At 67.4% G+C, this 15622-nt stretch carries 16 protein-coding genes and 2 tRNA genes; 6 read left to right on the plus strand and 12 right to left on the minus strand.

Annotated features, from left to right (window positions below):
• The 7 genes from ACFJGT_RS09855 to ACFJGT_RS09885 all read right to left on the minus strand — a co-directional run bounded on the left by ACFJGT_RS09855 (window position 1) and on the right by ACFJGT_RS09885 (window position 7619).
• A complete protein-coding gene (locus ACFJGT_RS09855) occupies window positions 1-2487 on the minus strand; it encodes a heavy metal translocating P-type ATPase (RefSeq protein ID WP_377848349.1) in 2487 nt (828 codons plus the stop codon).
• Window positions 2488-2713: 226 nt separating this feature from the next.
• On the minus strand, window positions 2714-3808 hold the full coding sequence (gene modC / locus ACFJGT_RS09860) for a molybdenum ABC transporter ATP-binding protein (RefSeq protein WP_377848350.1): 1095 nt from the start codon (window positions 3806-3808) through the stop codon (window positions 2714-2716).
• On the minus strand, window positions 3805-4509 hold the full coding sequence (gene modB, locus ACFJGT_RS09865) for a molybdate ABC transporter permease subunit (RefSeq protein ID WP_377848351.1): 705 nt from the start codon (window positions 4507-4509) through the stop codon (window positions 3805-3807). Before modB ends, modC begins: the two co-directional genes overlap by 4 nt.
• A complete protein-coding gene (gene modA, locus ACFJGT_RS09870) occupies window positions 4506-5309 on the minus strand; it encodes a molybdate ABC transporter substrate-binding protein (RefSeq protein ID WP_377848352.1) in 804 nt (267 codons plus the stop codon). Before modA ends, modB begins: the two co-directional genes overlap by 4 nt.
• Before the next feature lie 99 nt (window positions 5310-5408).
• On the minus strand, window positions 5409-5918 hold the full coding sequence (locus ACFJGT_RS09875; RefSeq protein WP_377848353.1) for a cupin domain-containing protein: 510 nt from the start codon (window positions 5916-5918) through the stop codon (window positions 5409-5411).
• A 12-nt stretch (window positions 5919-5930) separates the two neighbouring features.
• On the minus strand, window positions 5931-6788 hold the full coding sequence (gene sseA, locus ACFJGT_RS09880; RefSeq protein WP_377848354.1) for a 3-mercaptopyruvate sulfurtransferase: 858 nt from the start codon (window positions 6786-6788) through the stop codon (window positions 5931-5933).
• A 114-nt stretch (window positions 6789-6902) separates the two neighbouring features.
• Window positions 6903-7619, minus strand: a complete 717-nt coding sequence (locus ACFJGT_RS09885) for an alanyl-tRNA editing protein (RefSeq protein ID WP_377848355.1) — start codon at window positions 7617-7619, stop codon at window positions 6903-6905.
• A gap of 168 nt (window positions 7620-7787) precedes the next feature.
• On the opposite strand from ACFJGT_RS09885, the gene ACFJGT_RS09890 reads away from it, so the two are divergent.
• Window positions 7788-8570: an SDR family NAD(P)-dependent oxidoreductase gene (locus ACFJGT_RS09890; RefSeq protein ID WP_377848356.1), complete on the plus strand. Its 783-nt coding sequence runs from the start codon at window positions 7788-7790 to the stop codon at window positions 8568-8570.
• A 9-nt stretch (window positions 8571-8579) separates the two neighbouring features.
• Here the strand turns inward: ACFJGT_RS09890 and ACFJGT_RS09895 are convergent, their stop codons facing one another.
• Together ACFJGT_RS09895 and ACFJGT_RS09900 are read right to left on the minus strand one after the other, a co-directional pair.
• Window positions 8580-10034, minus strand: a complete 1455-nt coding sequence (locus ACFJGT_RS09895) for a cryptochrome/photolyase family protein (protein ID WP_377848357.1) — start codon at window positions 10032-10034, stop codon at window positions 8580-8582.
• Between the two features lie 441 nt (window positions 10035-10475).
• Window positions 10476-10625, minus strand: coding sequence for a hypothetical protein (locus ACFJGT_RS09900; RefSeq protein WP_377848358.1), 150 nt, complete (start codon window positions 10623-10625; stop codon window positions 10476-10478).
• 98 nt (window positions 10626-10723) lie between these two features.
• On the opposite strand from ACFJGT_RS09900, the gene ACFJGT_RS09905 reads away from it, so the two are divergent.
• Complete coding sequence (locus tag ACFJGT_RS09905) at window positions 10724-10927, plus strand: hypothetical protein (RefSeq protein WP_377848359.1); 204 nt, start codon at window positions 10724-10726, stop codon at window positions 10925-10927.
• A 265-nt stretch (window positions 10928-11192) separates the two neighbouring features.
• Here ACFJGT_RS09905 and ACFJGT_RS09910 read toward each other — a convergent pair.
• Window positions 11193-11266 (minus strand) — tRNA-Cys (locus tag ACFJGT_RS09910).
• A gap of 170 nt (window positions 11267-11436) precedes the next feature.
• Between ACFJGT_RS09910 and ACFJGT_RS09915 the strand changes: the two genes are divergently transcribed.
• The 4 genes from ACFJGT_RS09915 to ACFJGT_RS09930 all read left to right on the plus strand — a co-directional run bounded on the left by ACFJGT_RS09915 (window position 11437) and on the right by ACFJGT_RS09930 (window position 14751).
• Window positions 11437-11511, plus strand: a tRNA-Asn gene (locus ACFJGT_RS09915).
• Between the two features lie 192 nt (window positions 11512-11703).
• Window positions 11704-12345, plus strand: a complete 642-nt coding sequence (locus ACFJGT_RS09920) for a protein-L-isoaspartate O-methyltransferase (RefSeq protein ID WP_377848360.1) — start codon at window positions 11704-11706, stop codon at window positions 12343-12345.
• Window positions 12346-12503: 158 nt separating this feature from the next.
• On the plus strand, window positions 12504-13919 hold the full coding sequence (locus ACFJGT_RS09925) for a TolC family outer membrane protein (RefSeq protein WP_377848361.1): 1416 nt from the start codon (window positions 12504-12506) through the stop codon (window positions 13917-13919).
• A 223-nt stretch (window positions 13920-14142) separates the two neighbouring features.
• Window positions 14143-14751, plus strand: coding sequence for a PopZ family protein (locus tag ACFJGT_RS09930; protein WP_377848362.1), 609 nt, complete (start codon window positions 14143-14145; stop codon window positions 14749-14751).
• 127 nt (window positions 14752-14878) lie between these two features.
• Here the strand turns inward: ACFJGT_RS09930 and ACFJGT_RS09935 are convergent, their stop codons facing one another.
• Together ACFJGT_RS09935 and ACFJGT_RS09940 are read right to left on the minus strand one after the other, a co-directional pair.
• On the minus strand, window positions 14879-15109 hold the full coding sequence (locus ACFJGT_RS09935; protein WP_377848363.1) for a hypothetical protein: 231 nt from the start codon (window positions 15107-15109) through the stop codon (window positions 14879-14881).
• Between the two features lie 25 nt (window positions 15110-15134).
• Window positions 15135-15620 carry a pyridoxamine 5'-phosphate oxidase family protein gene (locus ACFJGT_RS09940; RefSeq protein WP_377848364.1) on the minus strand — a complete coding sequence of 162 codons (486 nt, stop codon included), beginning with the start codon at window positions 15618-15620 and terminating at the stop codon, window positions 15135-15137.
• Window positions 15621-15622 lie beyond the last annotated feature (2 nt).

Raw genomic sequence — 15622 nt, forward strand, 5'->3', positions numbered from 1 at the left:
TCAGGCCTCCACCTTGAAACGCTTCAACCTGAGCGCATTGCTGACGACGCTGACGCTGGACAATGCCATGGCGAGCCCGGCGAAGACCGGCGAAAGCAAGATGCCGAAGGCCGGATAGAGCACGCCGGCTGCAACCGGGATCAGCAAGGCATTGTAGCCGAAGGCCCAGGCGAGATTCTGGCGGATGTTGGAAATCACCGCCTTCGACAGCGCGATCGCACGCGGCACGCCCATCACGTCGCCGGACATCAGCACGACATCGGCGCTTTCGATCGCGATGTCCGTGCCGGTGCCGATGGCGATGCCGACATCGGCCTGGGCCAGCGCCGGCGCATCGTTGATGCCGTCGCCGACGAAGGCGACCTTCGCGCCGCGGCCCTGCAGGCGCTTCACCACCTCGGCCTTGTCGGTCGGCAGCACCTCGGCCCAGACCTCGTCGATGCCGAGGCCGCGCGCGACCGCTTCCGCCGTGCGCCGGTCGTCGCCGGTCACCATCGCGACCTTGAGGCCGAGCCTGTGCAGGGCGGCGATGGCCGCGGGTGTGGTCTCCTTCACCGCGTCGGCGACGGCGATGATGGCGGCGATCCGTCCGTCGATCGCGGCATAGAGCGGCGTCTTGCCGGCCTCGGCCAGCGCCTTGGCGCGGGCGGCGAAGGGCGCGATGTCGAGCTTCGCCTCTTCCATCAGCCGGTGGCCGCCGATCGCGACCTTGCGGCCCTCGACCGTTGCGGTGACGCCGCGGCCCGGATCGCTGGTGAAATCGGCCGGCTCGGCGAGCGCAAGATTGCGGGCCTTGGCCGCCGCGACCAGCGCCTGCGCCAGCGGGTGCTCCGAGAGATTCTCGGCCGAGCCGACGAGCCGCAGCACATCGTCAGCCGCGAAGCCGTTCGCCGGCTCGATATCGGTGAGCTCGGGCTTGCCCTTGGTCAGCGTGCCCGTCTTGTCGAGCGCGACGATCTGCACGTCCTTCAGCGCCTGCAGGGCGTCGCCCTGACGGAACAGGATGCCGAGCTCGGCACCCCGGCCGGTGCCGACCATGATCGAGGTCGGCGTCGCCAGACCCATGGCGCAGGGGCAGGCGATGATGAGCAGCGCGACAGCGTTGACGAGCGCATGCGACAGGGCGGGGCTCGGACCGAAGCTCAGCCAGACGGCGAAGGTGATCAGCGCCAGCACGATCACGACCGGCACGAACCAGAGTGTGACGCGGTCGACCAGCGCCTGGATCGGCAGCTTGGCGCCTTGTGCGGCCTGAACCGTCCGCACGATCTGGGCGAGCAGCGTGTCGGCGCCGACCTTTTGCGCGGTGAAGCGTAGCGCGCCGGAGCCGTTGACGGTGCCGCCGGTGACGGTGCTGCCGGCTTCCTTGCGGACGGGGGCGGGCTCACCGGTGATCATCGATTCATCGACGAAGGAGCTGCCGTCCGTGACCTCGCCATCGACCGGGACGCGCTCGCCTGGCCGCAGGATCACGATATCGCCGGGACGCACGCTGTCGACCGCGACATCGCTCTCGGCGCCGTCGCGCAGCACGCGGGCTGTCTTGGGCTGGAGCGCGATCAGGCTGCGGATGGCGGCGCCGGTGCGGCCCTTGGCACGGGTCTCGAACCAGCGCCCGAGCAGGATCAGCGTCACGATCACCGCGCCGGATTCGAAATAGGTGCCGTCCGTGCCGGCCGGCATCAGGTCCGGCAGGAAGGTCGCGACGCTCGAATAGAGATAGGCCGCGCCGGTGCCGAGCATGACCAGCGAGTTCATGTCGGGCGCCAGCCGCAGCAGCGCCGGGAAACCCTTGCGCAGGAAGACGAGACCTGGCCCGAACTGGACGATGGTCGCCAGCACAAAGGAGAAGACGCGCAGGTTTCCCTCGCCGAAGGTGCCGGCGAGCCAGTGGTGCAGAGAGGGGACCATGTGGCTGCCCATCTCGACGACGAGCAATGGCAGCGTCAGCAAGCCGGCGAGGATGACGGAGCGCAGCAGCTTGCTCTGTTCCTCGTCCTTGGCAGCCTGCTGCCGAGCCGTAGAATCGCCATCGGCGGCCACGACCGGGCTCGCCTCATAGCCGGCGCCGGCCACAGCCTTGACGAGGGCAGGGACGATCTCATCGCCGGAGAGCGTCTTCACGCTGGCGCGCTCGGTCGCGAGGTTCACGGTCGCCTCGACCACGCCGGGCACGGCGCGCAGGGCTTTCTCGACATGGCCGACGCACGAGGCGCAGGTCATGCCGGAAACCGACAATTCGATCGTGTTCTCGACCGGAGTGTAGCCGCTCTTGCGGACCGCCGCCTCGATCTGGCCGAGATCGGTGCCGCTTTTGGTGAAGCTGATGTGAGCCCGCTCGGTCGCGAGATTGACCGAGACCGCATCGACGCCTGGCACCGCCGCGATGGCGCGCTCGACATGGGCGACGCAGCTCGCGCAGGTCATGCCCTCGACCCCCAGATCGAGGGTTTCGAGGTCGTTCCTGCTTCTGTCGATGACCGTCATCGCCGTCTCCTTCTTGGTGATGACGAGTCATATGGGGCTTCCCATCATGGGAAGGTCAAGGGGGCGGGGTTTCGAAAGCCCATTGTCGGCTTGGCCGTCATGCTCGGGCTTGACCCGAGCATCTCATGCCGAAGTAGGCTCCTTTTACCTCACCTTGCCTGAGATTCTCGGGTCTGCGCTTCGCTCCGCCCGAGAATGACGGCGTGGTTGCGGCGGGGAGGCCGGTTCAAGGCATCTCGACCGAGACGCTCTTGATCACCGCATGCACCGGCTTGCCGGGCGCCAGGCCCAACAGGGCGACGGATTTCGCCGTGAGACGCGCCGCCAGCTTCGCCTCACCGCAAGCGATCAGCAGATGCATGGTGCTGCCCCCCGCGCCGCTGCGCTCGCCGATCTCGGCCACCTTTCCGGGCAGAATGTTGAGCGCGCTGATCTCGGCTGGCTGGCCGAGACTGAGCATGACGTCGCTGGCGAGGATGCGGATCTTGATCCGCTGGCCCTGCCGCAGCGCGCCCCGCGCGATGGTCAAGGGACCGGCCGGCGTATTCAGCCGCGCCAACCCGAAGGCCTCCTCGAAGCCGGTAACCTCGGCGGACAGCAAGGTGCTCGCCTCCGGCGCGCCCGGCCGCGCGGCGAGATCGGGCCGGGACAGGATGTCGGCGGTCGGCCCGCAAGCCGCGACACGCCCGTTCTCGACCATGGCGACGGTGGTGGCGAGGCGCGCGACCTCCGCCAGCGCATGCGAGACATAGACGATGGGGATGCCGGCCTCGTCGCGCAGGCGCTCGATATGCGGCAGGATTTCGGCTTTGCGGGCTTCGTCGAGCGCCGCCAGCGGCTCGTCCATCAAGAGAAGGCGCGGTTGCGCCAGCAGCGCGCGGCCGATGGCGACGCGCTGTTTCTCGCCGCCGGAGAGCGCGCCCGGTCGCCGCCCCAGCAGATGGCCGATGCCGAGCAGGTCCAGCACCTTGTCGAGCTCGGCCGGCCTGCGCTGGGCACGCGGCACGAACCAGTGCCCGAACAACAGGTTCTGCCGCACGGTGAGATGCGGGAAGAGCCGTGCCTCCTGGAAGACATAGCCGATGCGGCGCCGATGCTTCGGCAGGAAGATGCCGCGCTCGGTATCGACCAGCGTCTCGCCATCGACGCGGACATGGCCGGAATCGGGGTGGATCAGTCCGCCGATGACATTGACCAGCGAGGTCTTGCCCGAGCCCGAGCTGCCGAACAGCGCCGTCAGGCGCCCGTCGGAGGCGAAGGCGGCGTCGAGCGTGAAGTCGCCGAGCCTGTGACGGATGGCGATGTCGAGAACATCAGTCATTCGACGGCGATCCGGCGGCCGACGATGCGCGCCATCACTTCCGAGAGGAAAAGCGCGGCGACGGAGATCACGATAGAGATCAGCGTGAGGCGCATCGCGCCGGCATCGCCGCCCGGAACCTGCGTGAAGGTGTAGATCGCGGAGGGCAGGGTCTGGGTCTCGCCGGGGATGTTGGAGACGAAGGTGATCGTCGCGCCGAACTCGCCCATCGCCTTGGCGAAGCACAGGATCATGCCGGCGATGATGCCGGGCAGGCAGAGCGGAAGCGTGACGACAAGGAAGACCCAGATCGGGCTCGCGCCCAGCGTGCCGGCGGCAGATTCGAGCTTGCGATCGACCGCCTCGATCGAGAGGCGGATGGCGCGGACCATCAGGGGGAAGCCCATCACCGCGCAGGCCAGCGCCGCACCGGTCCAGCGGAAGGACAGCACGATCCCGAACCAGTCATAGAGAAACTGCCCGATCGGCCCGCGCCGGCCGAAGCCGACGAGCAGCAGATAACCCGTCACCACCGGGGGCAGGATCAGCGGCATATGGACGATGGCGTCGAGCAGGGACTTGCCCCAGAAGCGCCCGCGCGCCAGCAGCAAGCCAACCGCGAGCCCCAGGGGCAGGCTCGCGAGCATGGCAGTCGTCGCGACGATGAGGCTCAGCCTCACCGCCGTCCATTCGTCAGGCGAAAGCGTCAGCCAGTCGGTCACGAAGAGCTGGCGGCCTTGTTCAGAACCGTGAAGCCCTGCTTCTCGAAGACGGGCTTGGCGGCGGGGCTGCGCAGATAGGTCAGGAAGGCCTGCGCGTCCGGGTTGGCCGAATCCTTGGTGACCGCGACCGGATAGACGATCGGCGGGTGCGAATCCTCGGGGAAGGTCGCGACGACCTTGACCTGGCTGTCGGCGGCGGCGTCGGTCGCGTAGACGATGCCGAGCGGCGCCTCGCCGCGCGAGACCAGCAGCAGCGCGGCACGGACATTGTCGGCCTGCGCGATCTTGTCCTTCACCTTGTCCCAGCTACCCAGCTTCTCCAGCGCGGCCTTGCCGTATTTGCCGGCCGGGACGGAATCGACATTGCCCATGGCGAGGCGGCCGGCTCCGACCGCGCCCGCGACATCGACGCCGGGCTTGAGATCGAGCGTGGCGGTCGAATCCTTGCCGGCGACGAGCACGATCCGGTTGGCGAGCAGGCTGACGCGGGTGTCGGGCCTGATCAGGTTCTTGCTTGCCGCATAATCCATCCAGTCGAGATCGGCCGAGACGAAGAGATCGGCCGGGGCGCCGTTCTCAAGCTGCTTCGCCAGCGTGTTGCTGGCGGCATAGGAGATCTTCGGCGCCGGCTTGCCGCTCTCCTTGACCCAATTGGCGGCGGCCTCGTCGAGCGCGTTCTTCATGCTGGCGGCGGCGAAGATGACGAGATCCTTCGTCTGCGCCTGCGCGGCGTCGAAGGCCGGGGCGAAACTCACGGCAAGGGCGAGGCCCATGCCCAGCAGGGTACGACGCTTCAACATGCTGTTCCTCGCTGCGCTTATCGCTGTATCCAATTGAATATAACGATGCTCGCAGCGCCTCGCCGGCGAGTCAAGAAGCGGCGCCCCTTGCGGCCATGCTCACCCGTGCGGGTGCTTGTGGATCGGGTCGACCCAGTAGACCTCCTCCGGCTTCTCGACCGGGTCGACATCGGTGATGTTGACCACCACCGCCTCGTTGTCGGAGCGCACCAGCACGCATTGCAGCGGGTTGTCGGGATCGGCATTGATCTCCTGATGCGGCACGAAGGGCGGGACGTAGATGAAGTCGCCGGGCCCGGCCTCGGCGACGAATTCCAGCCGCTCGCCCCAGCGCATCCGCGCCTTGCCGCTCACCACATAGATCACGCTTTCGAGCGCGCCATGATGGTGCACGCCGGTCTTGGCATTGGGCTCGATCGCGACCGTGCCGGCCCAGATCTTCTGCGCGCCGACGCGGGCATGGTTGATCGCCGCCTGCCGGAACATGCCGGGCGTCTGCGCCGTGTTCGGATCGAGCTTGTCGCCGGTGATGACGCGCACGCCGTCATGCTTCCAGCGCGGCTCGCCGTCATGCGCGTGATCGTGCGGGTGGTCGTGGTCGTGGCCCATGGCAGTCTCCAATCAGTCCTGCTTCGCCGGGCCTGTCGCGACAGGCCGCTCGCCCATGCCCCATTCAGACCATGAGCCGTCATAGATCGCCTTGGCCGGCTTGCCGACGGTCTCGAGCGCCGTCGACAGGATCACGGCCGAGACGCCCGAGCCGCAGGTCATGATCGAGGGCTTGTCGAGATCGACGCCGGCATCCCGGAACAACGTGACGATCTCTTCCGGGGATTTCAGCCGGCCATCGCTGGTGAGCTGCGACGACGGCAGGTTGAGCGAGCCGGGGATATGGCCGGAGGCCAGGCCCGGCCGCGGCTCCGGCGCCTCGCCGCGGAAGCGGTCGGCGGCGCGGGCATCGACCACCTGGATCGCCTGCGACGCGGTGGCGCGCGCCACATCATCCGCATTGGCGACGGCGCTGTTGTCGAGCCGGGCGGTGAAGACGCGGGGCTGGCGTGCCTTCGGGCTGTCCTCCTCGACGGGGCGTCCCTCGGCGAGCCATTTCGGGAAGCCGCCATCGAGGATGACGACATCGCGCGCGCCGAACACCTTGAAGGTCCAGCGCACGCGCGGAGCCGAGAAGAAGCCGAGCCCGTCATAGACGACGATACGCATGCCGTCGCCGATACCGAGCGCGCCGACGGCCGCCGCGAATTCCGGCGCCGAGGGCAGCATATGGGGCAGGGACGAGCGGGTGTCCTTGATCTTGTCGATATCGAAATGGACCGCGCCCGGAATGCGCCGCGCCGCATACTCCGCCGCGCCATCGCGCTTCTGCGCCGGCAGGTACCAGGAGGCGTCGACCACCACGATATCCGGTGCATTCAGGCGCTCGGCCAGCCACTCGGTCGAAACGAAGACGTCTTCACGGGACATAGGCAATATCCTCTGGGCAGATCTTATCTGATCACCGGAACCACGCGGTCATTCCGGATCGGCGCGGCTTCGCCGCTTGTCCGGAATGACGACGAGGTTCCGTCGAAAACCATCTCAGGCGAGCGCGATCCGGACACGCCGGTTCTGCTTGCCCTTCTTCTCGATATCGGTGACCGCGACCGCGCCGATTTCGGCGGTGTTGCGGACATGGGTGCCACCGCAGGGCTGCAGGTCGATATCGCCGATGGCGACGAGCCGGACCCGGCCCGAGCCGCGCGGCGGCTTCACCGACATCGTCTTGACCAGCCCCGGATTGGCGTCGAGCTCCTCGTCGGTGATCCAGCGCTCGGTGACATCGGCGTTGCGCGCGACCAGCGCATTGAGCTTCTCTGAAATCTCGGCTTTGTCGAGCCCGCCTTCGGGAATGTCGAAGTCGAGCCGCCCGTCGCCATCGCCGATCGATCCGCCGGTGACCGGGAAGGCGAGCACGACGCTGAGCAGGTGGAGCGCGGTGTGGATGCGCATGCGCTTGAAGCGGCGCTCCCAGTCGAGCACGACCGTCACCGCCTCGCCGGGCGCGGGCAGGGGCTGTCCTTCGGCTGGGACATGGATGACCCGGCTCTTGTCCTCGGGATCGTAGATCGTGGTGGCGATGGCGATCAGGCTGCCGTCGGCGCGGCGCAGATGCCCGGCATCGCCCGGCTGGCCGCCGCCGGTCGCGTAGAAATTCGTGCGGTCGAGGATGATGCCGCCGCGCTCGTTCACGGCTTCGACCGTCGCGGGCGTTTCCTTGAGATAGGCATCCTGGCGGAAGAGCAGTTCGGTCGGCATGGTCTCGTCGTTTCGCTGGCGGCGCGAGCGCGCCTTCGCGGCGCAGACTGCACCGATTGCCGCCGGGGTGCCACCGCGTTGGCGGGATAGCGGGGATGATTTCGCCCGCATGGCTTCCGGCTGGGCGATTCAGTGCCTAGATGACTGTCCCGCCAACCCGGAGCCGCCATGGCCTTGCCCCGCATGAAGCCGCAGGACGGCGTCGCCTGGATTACCGGTGCCAGCTCCGGCATCGGGGCCGCGGTCGCGCTCGAACTGGCCGCTCGCGGCTGGACGGTTGCGGTCACGGCCCGGCGGCTGGAGGCGCTGGAGCGCCTCGCGCGCAGTGCCGAGAAACTGCCCGGCCGTATCGTCGCCCATGCCGGCGACGTGACCGATGCGCAGGGCATGCGGGATGTCACCGATGCGATCGAGAGCATCCACGGGCCGATCGCGCTCGCTTTCCTCAATGCCGGGGTCGCCTCCGGCCAGGGCAGGGCGATCGATGTCGAGACGGTCGAGGCCGTGATCGGAGTGAACCTGCTCGGCGTCGCCAAGAGCTTCTTCGCCGTGCAACCGCGGATGGTCGCGCGCGGCGTGGGGCAGATCGCGGTCAACGCATCGCTCGTTGGCTATCGCGGATTGCCGGGCGCGGCCGCCTATGGCGCGGCCAAGGCGGGCGCGATCTATTTCTGCGAGTCGATGCGCTTCGACTGCGAGGCCGCCGGCATCCGCCTGCAACTGGTCAATCCCGGCTTCATCGAGACGCCGATGACGGAAGGCCGCCGCTTCCCGATGCCGTTCCTGCTGACGGTGGAGGATGGCGCGAGGCGAATCGTCGATGGCTTCGAGCGCGGCGGCTTCGAGGTCACGGTGCCGCGCCGCCTCGCCTGGATCCTGAAGGTCGCGCGCCTTCTGCCCTATCCGGTCTATTTCGCGCTGATGAGCCGATTCGCCGAGCGGAACGGCTGAAAACGCGCGTCAGCGGTTGCGGATCGTGGCGAAGGCGTCGAGCGCCCGCTGGCGCCCGGCGGCAAGGTCGACCAGCGGGGCAGGGTAGGTCTCGCCGATTCGCACCCCCGCCTCGCGCAGCGCCTTTTCCGAGGCCTTCCAGGGCTGGTGGATATCGCCATCGGAAAGTCCAGCAAGCTCGGGAACCCATTGGCGGACATAAGCTCCGTGGGGATCGTGGGTTTCGCCCTGCGTCACCGGGTTGAAGATGCGGAAATAGGGCGAGGCGTCGGCGCCCGAGCCCGCGACCCATTGCCAGCTCGCGGCGTTGTTGGCCGCATCGGCATCGACCAGCGTGTCCCAGAACCAGGCTTCGCCGGCCCGCCAATCCTGCAGCAGGTGCTTGATCAGGAAGGAGGCGACGACCATCCGCACGCGATTATGCATCCAGCCGGTCGTCCAGAGCTCGCGCATGCCGGCATCGACGAGCGGAATGCCGGTCTGCCCGCGCTGCCAGCGGTTGAGTGCGGTTTCGTCCGGCTGCCAGGGAAACGCATCGAAGCGCGAATCGTAGTTGCGCGTCGCCAGATCAGGATTGTGGAACAGCAGGTGGTGGGAGAACTCGCGCCAGCCGATTTCCGAAAGAAACTTCTCCGCATCGCGCTCAGAGCCGGCGGCCTCGCCCGTCGCACGCGCATGATGCAGCGCGTGCCAGATCTGACGCGGCCCGATCTCGCCGAAATGCAGATGCGGCGACAACCGCGACGTCGCGGCCCGGTCCGGCCGGTCGCGATCCTCGGCATAGCCGGCAAGCCCGCTGCCGAGAAAATCGTCGAGGCGCTCCGCAGCGCCCGCTTCCCCCGGCGTCCATGCCTCACGCAGACCGCCGGCCCAATCCGGCTTCCGGGGCTTGAGGCCGAGATCATCGAGCGAAACCGCCAGCGCCTCGATCGTAGCGGGCAGGGGGAGCGCAGGGATTCGCGGCGGAGCGGGAATCGGGGCCGCCGGCTCGCCCTTCTGACGGGCGGCACGCCAATAGGGCGTGAACACCTTCATCGGCTGACCCGTCGTCGTGGTCACTTGCCAGGGCTCGTTGAGGAGCTGGCCGTTGAAGCTGCGGATATCGATTCCGTTTCCGGAGAGCGCCTCCTTGAGCTTGCGGTCGAGCGCGATCTCGGCCGCGGCGTAGCGCCGGTTCCAGGTCACGCGCGTGATGCCGGCCTCTGCCACGACGCGGGGCAGCAATACGGCCGGATCGCCTTCCATCAGCACGAGCCGTCCGCCCGCCGACGCGAGCGCTTCGCCCAGCGCAGCGAGCGAGCGCGACAGCCACCAGCGCGAGGCGCCGCCGAGAGGGCGGCGGTCGGGACCGGTATCGAGGATGTAAAGGCATAAGACCGGCCCGGCTTCGACCGCGGCGGCGAGCGCAGGATTGTCCGCCAGCCTCAGATCGTTGCGGAACCAGTGCAGGGCGCGTTCAGTCATCGTCTCTCCCCAGCCGCGATCCGGACAGATCGCAATCTCCGAGCAACGCGGCCGGGCTGGATCGGTCTCGGAGGGAAACAGAGATTTTTGGAGGGTGTCGCCCGACAGGACCGGGGAGAAGCCGGTCTCAGCCGAATCTGCGATCGCCGGCTCAGATTTCGAGCGGCAGATGCAGGAAATCGGCGATCAGCCAGGACAGGCCTGCCGTCCCCGCCATGAGGACCGCTATCAGAATGGCTTCGACCATGACGCTACTCCGCCCCGAACAGGCGGCTGCCACTAACTAAAATTTTAACGATCTGTAAACGAAATCCTTAAGGCGAATCACAGCCTGAACGATGGCTCCAGATGGACGGCTGTTGAAAGATGGATGCATTGGAGGAAGCAGGACTCGATCTCGAGCTCGGAGAGATCGGCCGGAAGCTGGACACCCTGTTCGCTTCACGCCGTCCGCGAGCCCGACATGACCGCAATCCGGCGGGATTCGAGGTCTCGGCCGTCGAAGCCGGCGCCGGTCGCCTGCGCGTGATCCTCGACGCCGACCTGCCGGAAGCCGTCGGCCGGACGATTCTCTCCCTGGCGATCAAGCACGGTTCGGGTCCGCCGCGAGGCGAGGGGGCGCGGAAAGCTCCTCCGGCTTCAGCCGTCGGCGCCGTTCTCAAGGGCTGAAGGCTTCCCGAAAAGCGGGAATGGCGAGCTTTATCGCTGACGATTGGGAACCTGGCGACAGCTCGGGCGTCCCTTTCATGATGACAAATCCGAAAAAGCCGCCTCTGGACTTCTGGCTTTGGCTCGCCGTTATCGGTCTGACGATCATCGTTGCCGTGTCGTCCCTGACATTTCCCGAGCGGGTCGCGCCGGATTCGTTTCAGCCCCGCCCTGCGACCCAATGAAGGGGGTCGATGCGAGAATCGATCCGAAGCAGGCAGGCTCCAAAGAAAGAGCCCCACCGGCTGCGCCGATGGGGCTCTTCTGGGCTTTAAGCCCTCGCCTGCCTAGCCGCCGCCGGCGGGCACCACTTGAAAATCCGCAGGGAGAACATCGCGCAGGGCGATTGGTTCCGCGAACGCAGGAGAGCATCCGGCCCCGTTGGCCGACAAAGGCCGCAATCGCGATGAAGCCTGGAAAAAGCGCTGCGATATCAGCGCTATGAGATTTTGGAGGCCTCGCCCGGAATCGAACCGGGGTGCAAGGATTTGCAGTCCTCTGCGTAACCACTCCGCCACGAGGCCTTCCTGCGAAAACGGCCATGGCCGCTTCAGCGAGAGCGCAATAACCACAAGCCGCGCCGCGCCGCAACCCGGCATCGCATCTTCCACAGCGACGACGACAAATCTGCTTGGTCGGCTCGCAAGGGGGCTTGCGCTATCCGGATAGCGCCGCTAAGACCCCGCCACGTTGTTCCCGGATAGCTCAGCGGTAGAGCAATCGACTGTTAATCGATTGGTCGCAGGTTCGAATCCTGCTCCGGGAGCCAGCCTCCTCCTCAACATCGACGGACCGCTTCCCCCCGCTGGTTCATGCCTGCGGCGAGGCAGTGCTTGCCTTTTGCGCGGGCGTCGAACAGAAAGCTGCCGAAGAACGGCGCGATCGCTGCACCGGTTCGCGGCGGCTTCCAGATCGTCAGCCGCGCGTTGCAGCCCCGGCGTCGTGGACGGAGAGTTCGGTCATGGACGATTTCACCTCGCTGCGGCGCAATATGGTCGATTGCCAGTTGCGCACCTATGACATCACCGACCGGGCGGCGCTCGCGGCTGCGGATGCCGTGCCGCGCGAAGCCTTCGTCCCCGAAAGCCTGTCCCATCTCGCCTATCTCGACCAGTCCATCGCGCTGCCGGGCACCGGTCGTGCGCTGATGACCCCGATGGTCGCCGTGCGGATGATCCAGGTGCTCGATCCGCAGCCGGGCGAGGACGTCCTCGAATATGCCGGCGGTTCCGGCTACGGCGCGGCGCTGATGAACCAGATGGGCGCGAAAGCCACGCTCTGGGAGCCTGACACGGCGGCCCGCGCGCTTGCCGAAGCGGCATTGGGCCGCGCCGGTGCGCCGGGCGTGACCGTGACCGCCGCGCAACCCGGCCCCGCCAGCTTCGATGCCATTCTCGTCAGCGGGTCCTGCGAGATCACGCCCGAATCGCTCTTCCCGCTGCTGCGGCCGGAAGGCCGGCTCATCGTGGTCGAGGGCATCGGCCGCGCCGCGCGGGTCAAGCTCTATCTGAAGTCCAGCGACGTCGTGTCCGGCCGGCCGGTCTTCGATGCGGCGGCGCCTGCCGTTTCGGAGTTTCGCCGCCCGGCGGCCTTCGTTTTCTGAGATCGGCAGTGTCGCATTTTTACGGCACTGCACGAGCGAAACCGTTCCGGCCCCCTCCGTCCGTTGGCGGGAGGTGCCGAAACGGGTATGAATTGCAACTCTGCCGAGGCTGGGGCGATGCCTGGGCGCGACTTTCAGTGCGCACATGAGGCGTCCAAGTGAATAAACGCGACAAGATGACTTCCGGGTTTGGGCTCTCCGCCGTCTTCGCCTTGGCGATGGCGGGCGGCTGGGTCGGGCCGGTTTCGGCCCAGACCATGGATGCCGCGCTCGCGCGGGCCTATTCTGCCAATCCGACGCTCAATGCGCAGCGCGCCGCAGTGCGCGCGACCGACGAGAACGTGCCGCAGGCGAAGGCGGGCTACCGGCCGCGCATCACGGCCTCGGCCGATATCGGCGCCAGCATCACCGAATCGGGCATTCCGGCCTTCGCCAGCAACTCGTCAGTCCATACCAACAGCGTATCCCGGCTCGGGCCGCGCGGCGTCGGCGTGCAGGTCGACCAGAACATCTTCGATTCCGGCAAGACCCGCAGCGCGGTCGGCCAGTCCGAATCGCAGGTGCTCGGTGCCCGCGCCACCTTGCGCAATACCGAGCAGAACGTGCTGCTCGACGCCGCCACCTCCTACATGAACGTGCTGCGCGACACGGCGATCCTCAATCTCAACCGCAACAACGTCGAGGTTCTGGAAGAGCAGCTGCGCCAGACTCGTGACCGGTTCCAGGTCGGCGAGGTGACGCGCACCGACGTGGCCCAGGCGGAAGCCCGCCTGTCCTCGGCCCGCTCCCAGGCGATTCTCGCCGAATCGAACCTGAAGACCTCGGTTGCGCGCTTCCGCCAGAATGTCGGCACCGAGCCGCGCTCGCTCGCGCCGGGGCGTCCGGTCGAAGGGCTGCTGCCGAAGTCGCTGCCGACGGCGCTAAACCAGGCCCTGTCGAACCACCCGGCGATCATCGCCTCGCTGCACGGCGTCGATGCCGCCGAGCTTCAGGTCAAGGTCACCGAGGCCGATCTCTATCCCGTCGTGGGCGTCCGCGGCGTGGTCCAGCAGCGTTATGACAGCCAGTTCTCAGGCGACAACCGCTTCTCGGCCAGCCTCGTCGGCACGCTGACGATCCCGATCTACGAGGGCGGTCAGATCTATGCCCGCACCCGCCAGGCCAAGGAAACGGCCGGCCAGCGCCGGATCGAGGTCGACACCCAGCGCGACACCGTGCGCGCCGCAGTCGTCTCCGCCTGGGGCGGGTACGAAGCGGCCAAGGCCCAGATCGTCGCCGCCCAGGCCCAGGTCGAGGCTGCGTCCACGGCTCTGTCCGGCGTCCGTGAGGAGGCGAAGGTCGGTCAGCGCACCACGCTCGACGTCCTCAACGCCCAGCAGGAACTGGTGAGCGCCCGTTCGAGCCTCGTGGTCGCGCAGCGCGATCGCGTCGTCGCCTCCTATGCGGTCCTCTCTGCGGTCGGCAAGCTCTCGGCCCAGTCGCTCAAGCTCAAGGCGGAAATCTACGACGCCCGCCAGCATTACGAGCAGGTGCAGGGCAAGCTCTGGGGTACCCAGACGCCAGACGGCCGCTGAGAAACGGCCCGGACGGCTTCGCGCTGCGGCGTCGTTCCGTCGCCGAAGCGACGTTTCCGAGAACGGAATGCCGCTTTCGGCGCGATGCCATCGGGCAACAGGGCGCATTTCTCCTGTGGGAGAGCCGGCTGGCGCCTTGTCTGACATCGCTGCCGTGGAATACTGCGCTCTTGGAGCGGCGTTGATTCCGTCGGCGCGCCCGGTGTCCAACGGTTAGACTCATATGAGCGCGCAAGCCAAGCCCAGCGAACCGTCGATGGAGGAGATTCTCGCCTCCATCCGCCGGATCATCTCGGATGACGAGACGAAGCCGGCCGAGGAGGCCGCGGCGCCGCAGGTCGATGTCGCGCCGGAACCCGAGCCTGCGCCGGTTGCCGTGATCGATGACGACGTCCTCGACCTGGGGGCCGAGGCCGCTCTGATCGCCGCGCCCGCGCCGGAACCTGCACCGGTTCCGCCGGCCGCGATCGCGGACGATTCCGATGTCGCTTTCCTCGATGAGGAGCCAGCCGCGGCCCTGCCTCCGGAGCCGCCGGCCCCTCCCGCCGAGCCGCCGCCGGTCCTGGCCCGGCCCGAGCCCTCGCAACCCGCTTTCGCGGCTGTCCCTGACATGGCAAGCCTGCTGTCGGATCAGGCGAGTTCCGTCGTGACCAATGCCTTCGGCCAGCTCGCCTCGACCGTGCTAAGCAACAACGCGCGGACGCTGGAAGACCTGGTCAAGGATATGTTGAAGCCGATGCTCAAGACCTGGCTCGACGACAATCTCCCGACCATGGTCGAGAGACTCGTGCGCACCGAGATCGAGCGCGTCGCACGCGGCGGCCGCAGCTAGGATCCCGTATCGAAGACGGGTTCTCTGGTCCGGCTCGCGTTCTGAAGCCAGCGGGATTCCCGCGACATCACCCGTCATTCCAGGCGATATCCGGAATGACGGGCCCTTTCCCGAAGAGCAGGCGCCTCTAATCCGGGTTGGCCGTCCGCCGGCGCCGCGCCGGGGCGCGTCTGCGCTCGAAAGCACCAGCTTCCTGCAAGCGCAGCAAGCCGTAGCCGACCATGGCGAAGGCTGTTGCGGGGGCGCCCAGCCGCGAGACCAGCATGGTCAGCCCGACCGCGACCGGGCGGGGATAGCGACCGGAAGCCGCTTCGACGGCGAACCAGGCGCCCAGGCCGTGAACCAAAAGTTTAATCATCGCATCCTGCTCGTCGTTGCGGGTTTCAGAGGCGAACCTTGCGGTTCTCGCCGAGATCGGGTTTGGCGCCGGTTAGCGCCGCGGCGGCCATCTTGACGGTGGTGACGATCTTGCCGGGGCTGTCCCAGAACTCCGCCATGCTGGGCCTGACGCGCAGCACGCGGATGTTCGGGTCGTTCTCGTCATCCCAGAACGCCCGGTTGCTCGCGTCCCAGAGGTCGTGCACGCGCTGGCGGTCTTCGAGCACGGTCGCCGTCCCCGTCACCGAGAGATAGCGGTGGCCGCCGGTGTCCGCGAAGGCGACGCAGACATTGTCGTTGACCTGGATCTCGTCGTCCTTGTGGTGGCGAACATCGGTCAGGAAATAGATCGCGTCATCCGCGCGCTCGCCATGGGCGTGCATCGGCCGGGCGCGCAACTCGTCGCCCTGGCCATCATGGGTCACGAGCATCGCGAACTTGATGGAAGCGATGAGGTCCCAGACGCGTGTCTGGTCGTCGTGGTGAGACATGT

Origin of the sequence: Allobosea sp. UC22_33 (assembly GCF_042700715.1) — a bacterium.
In the GTDB taxonomy this organism is placed as follows: Bacteria; Pseudomonadota; Alphaproteobacteria; order Rhizobiales; family Beijerinckiaceae; genus Allobosea.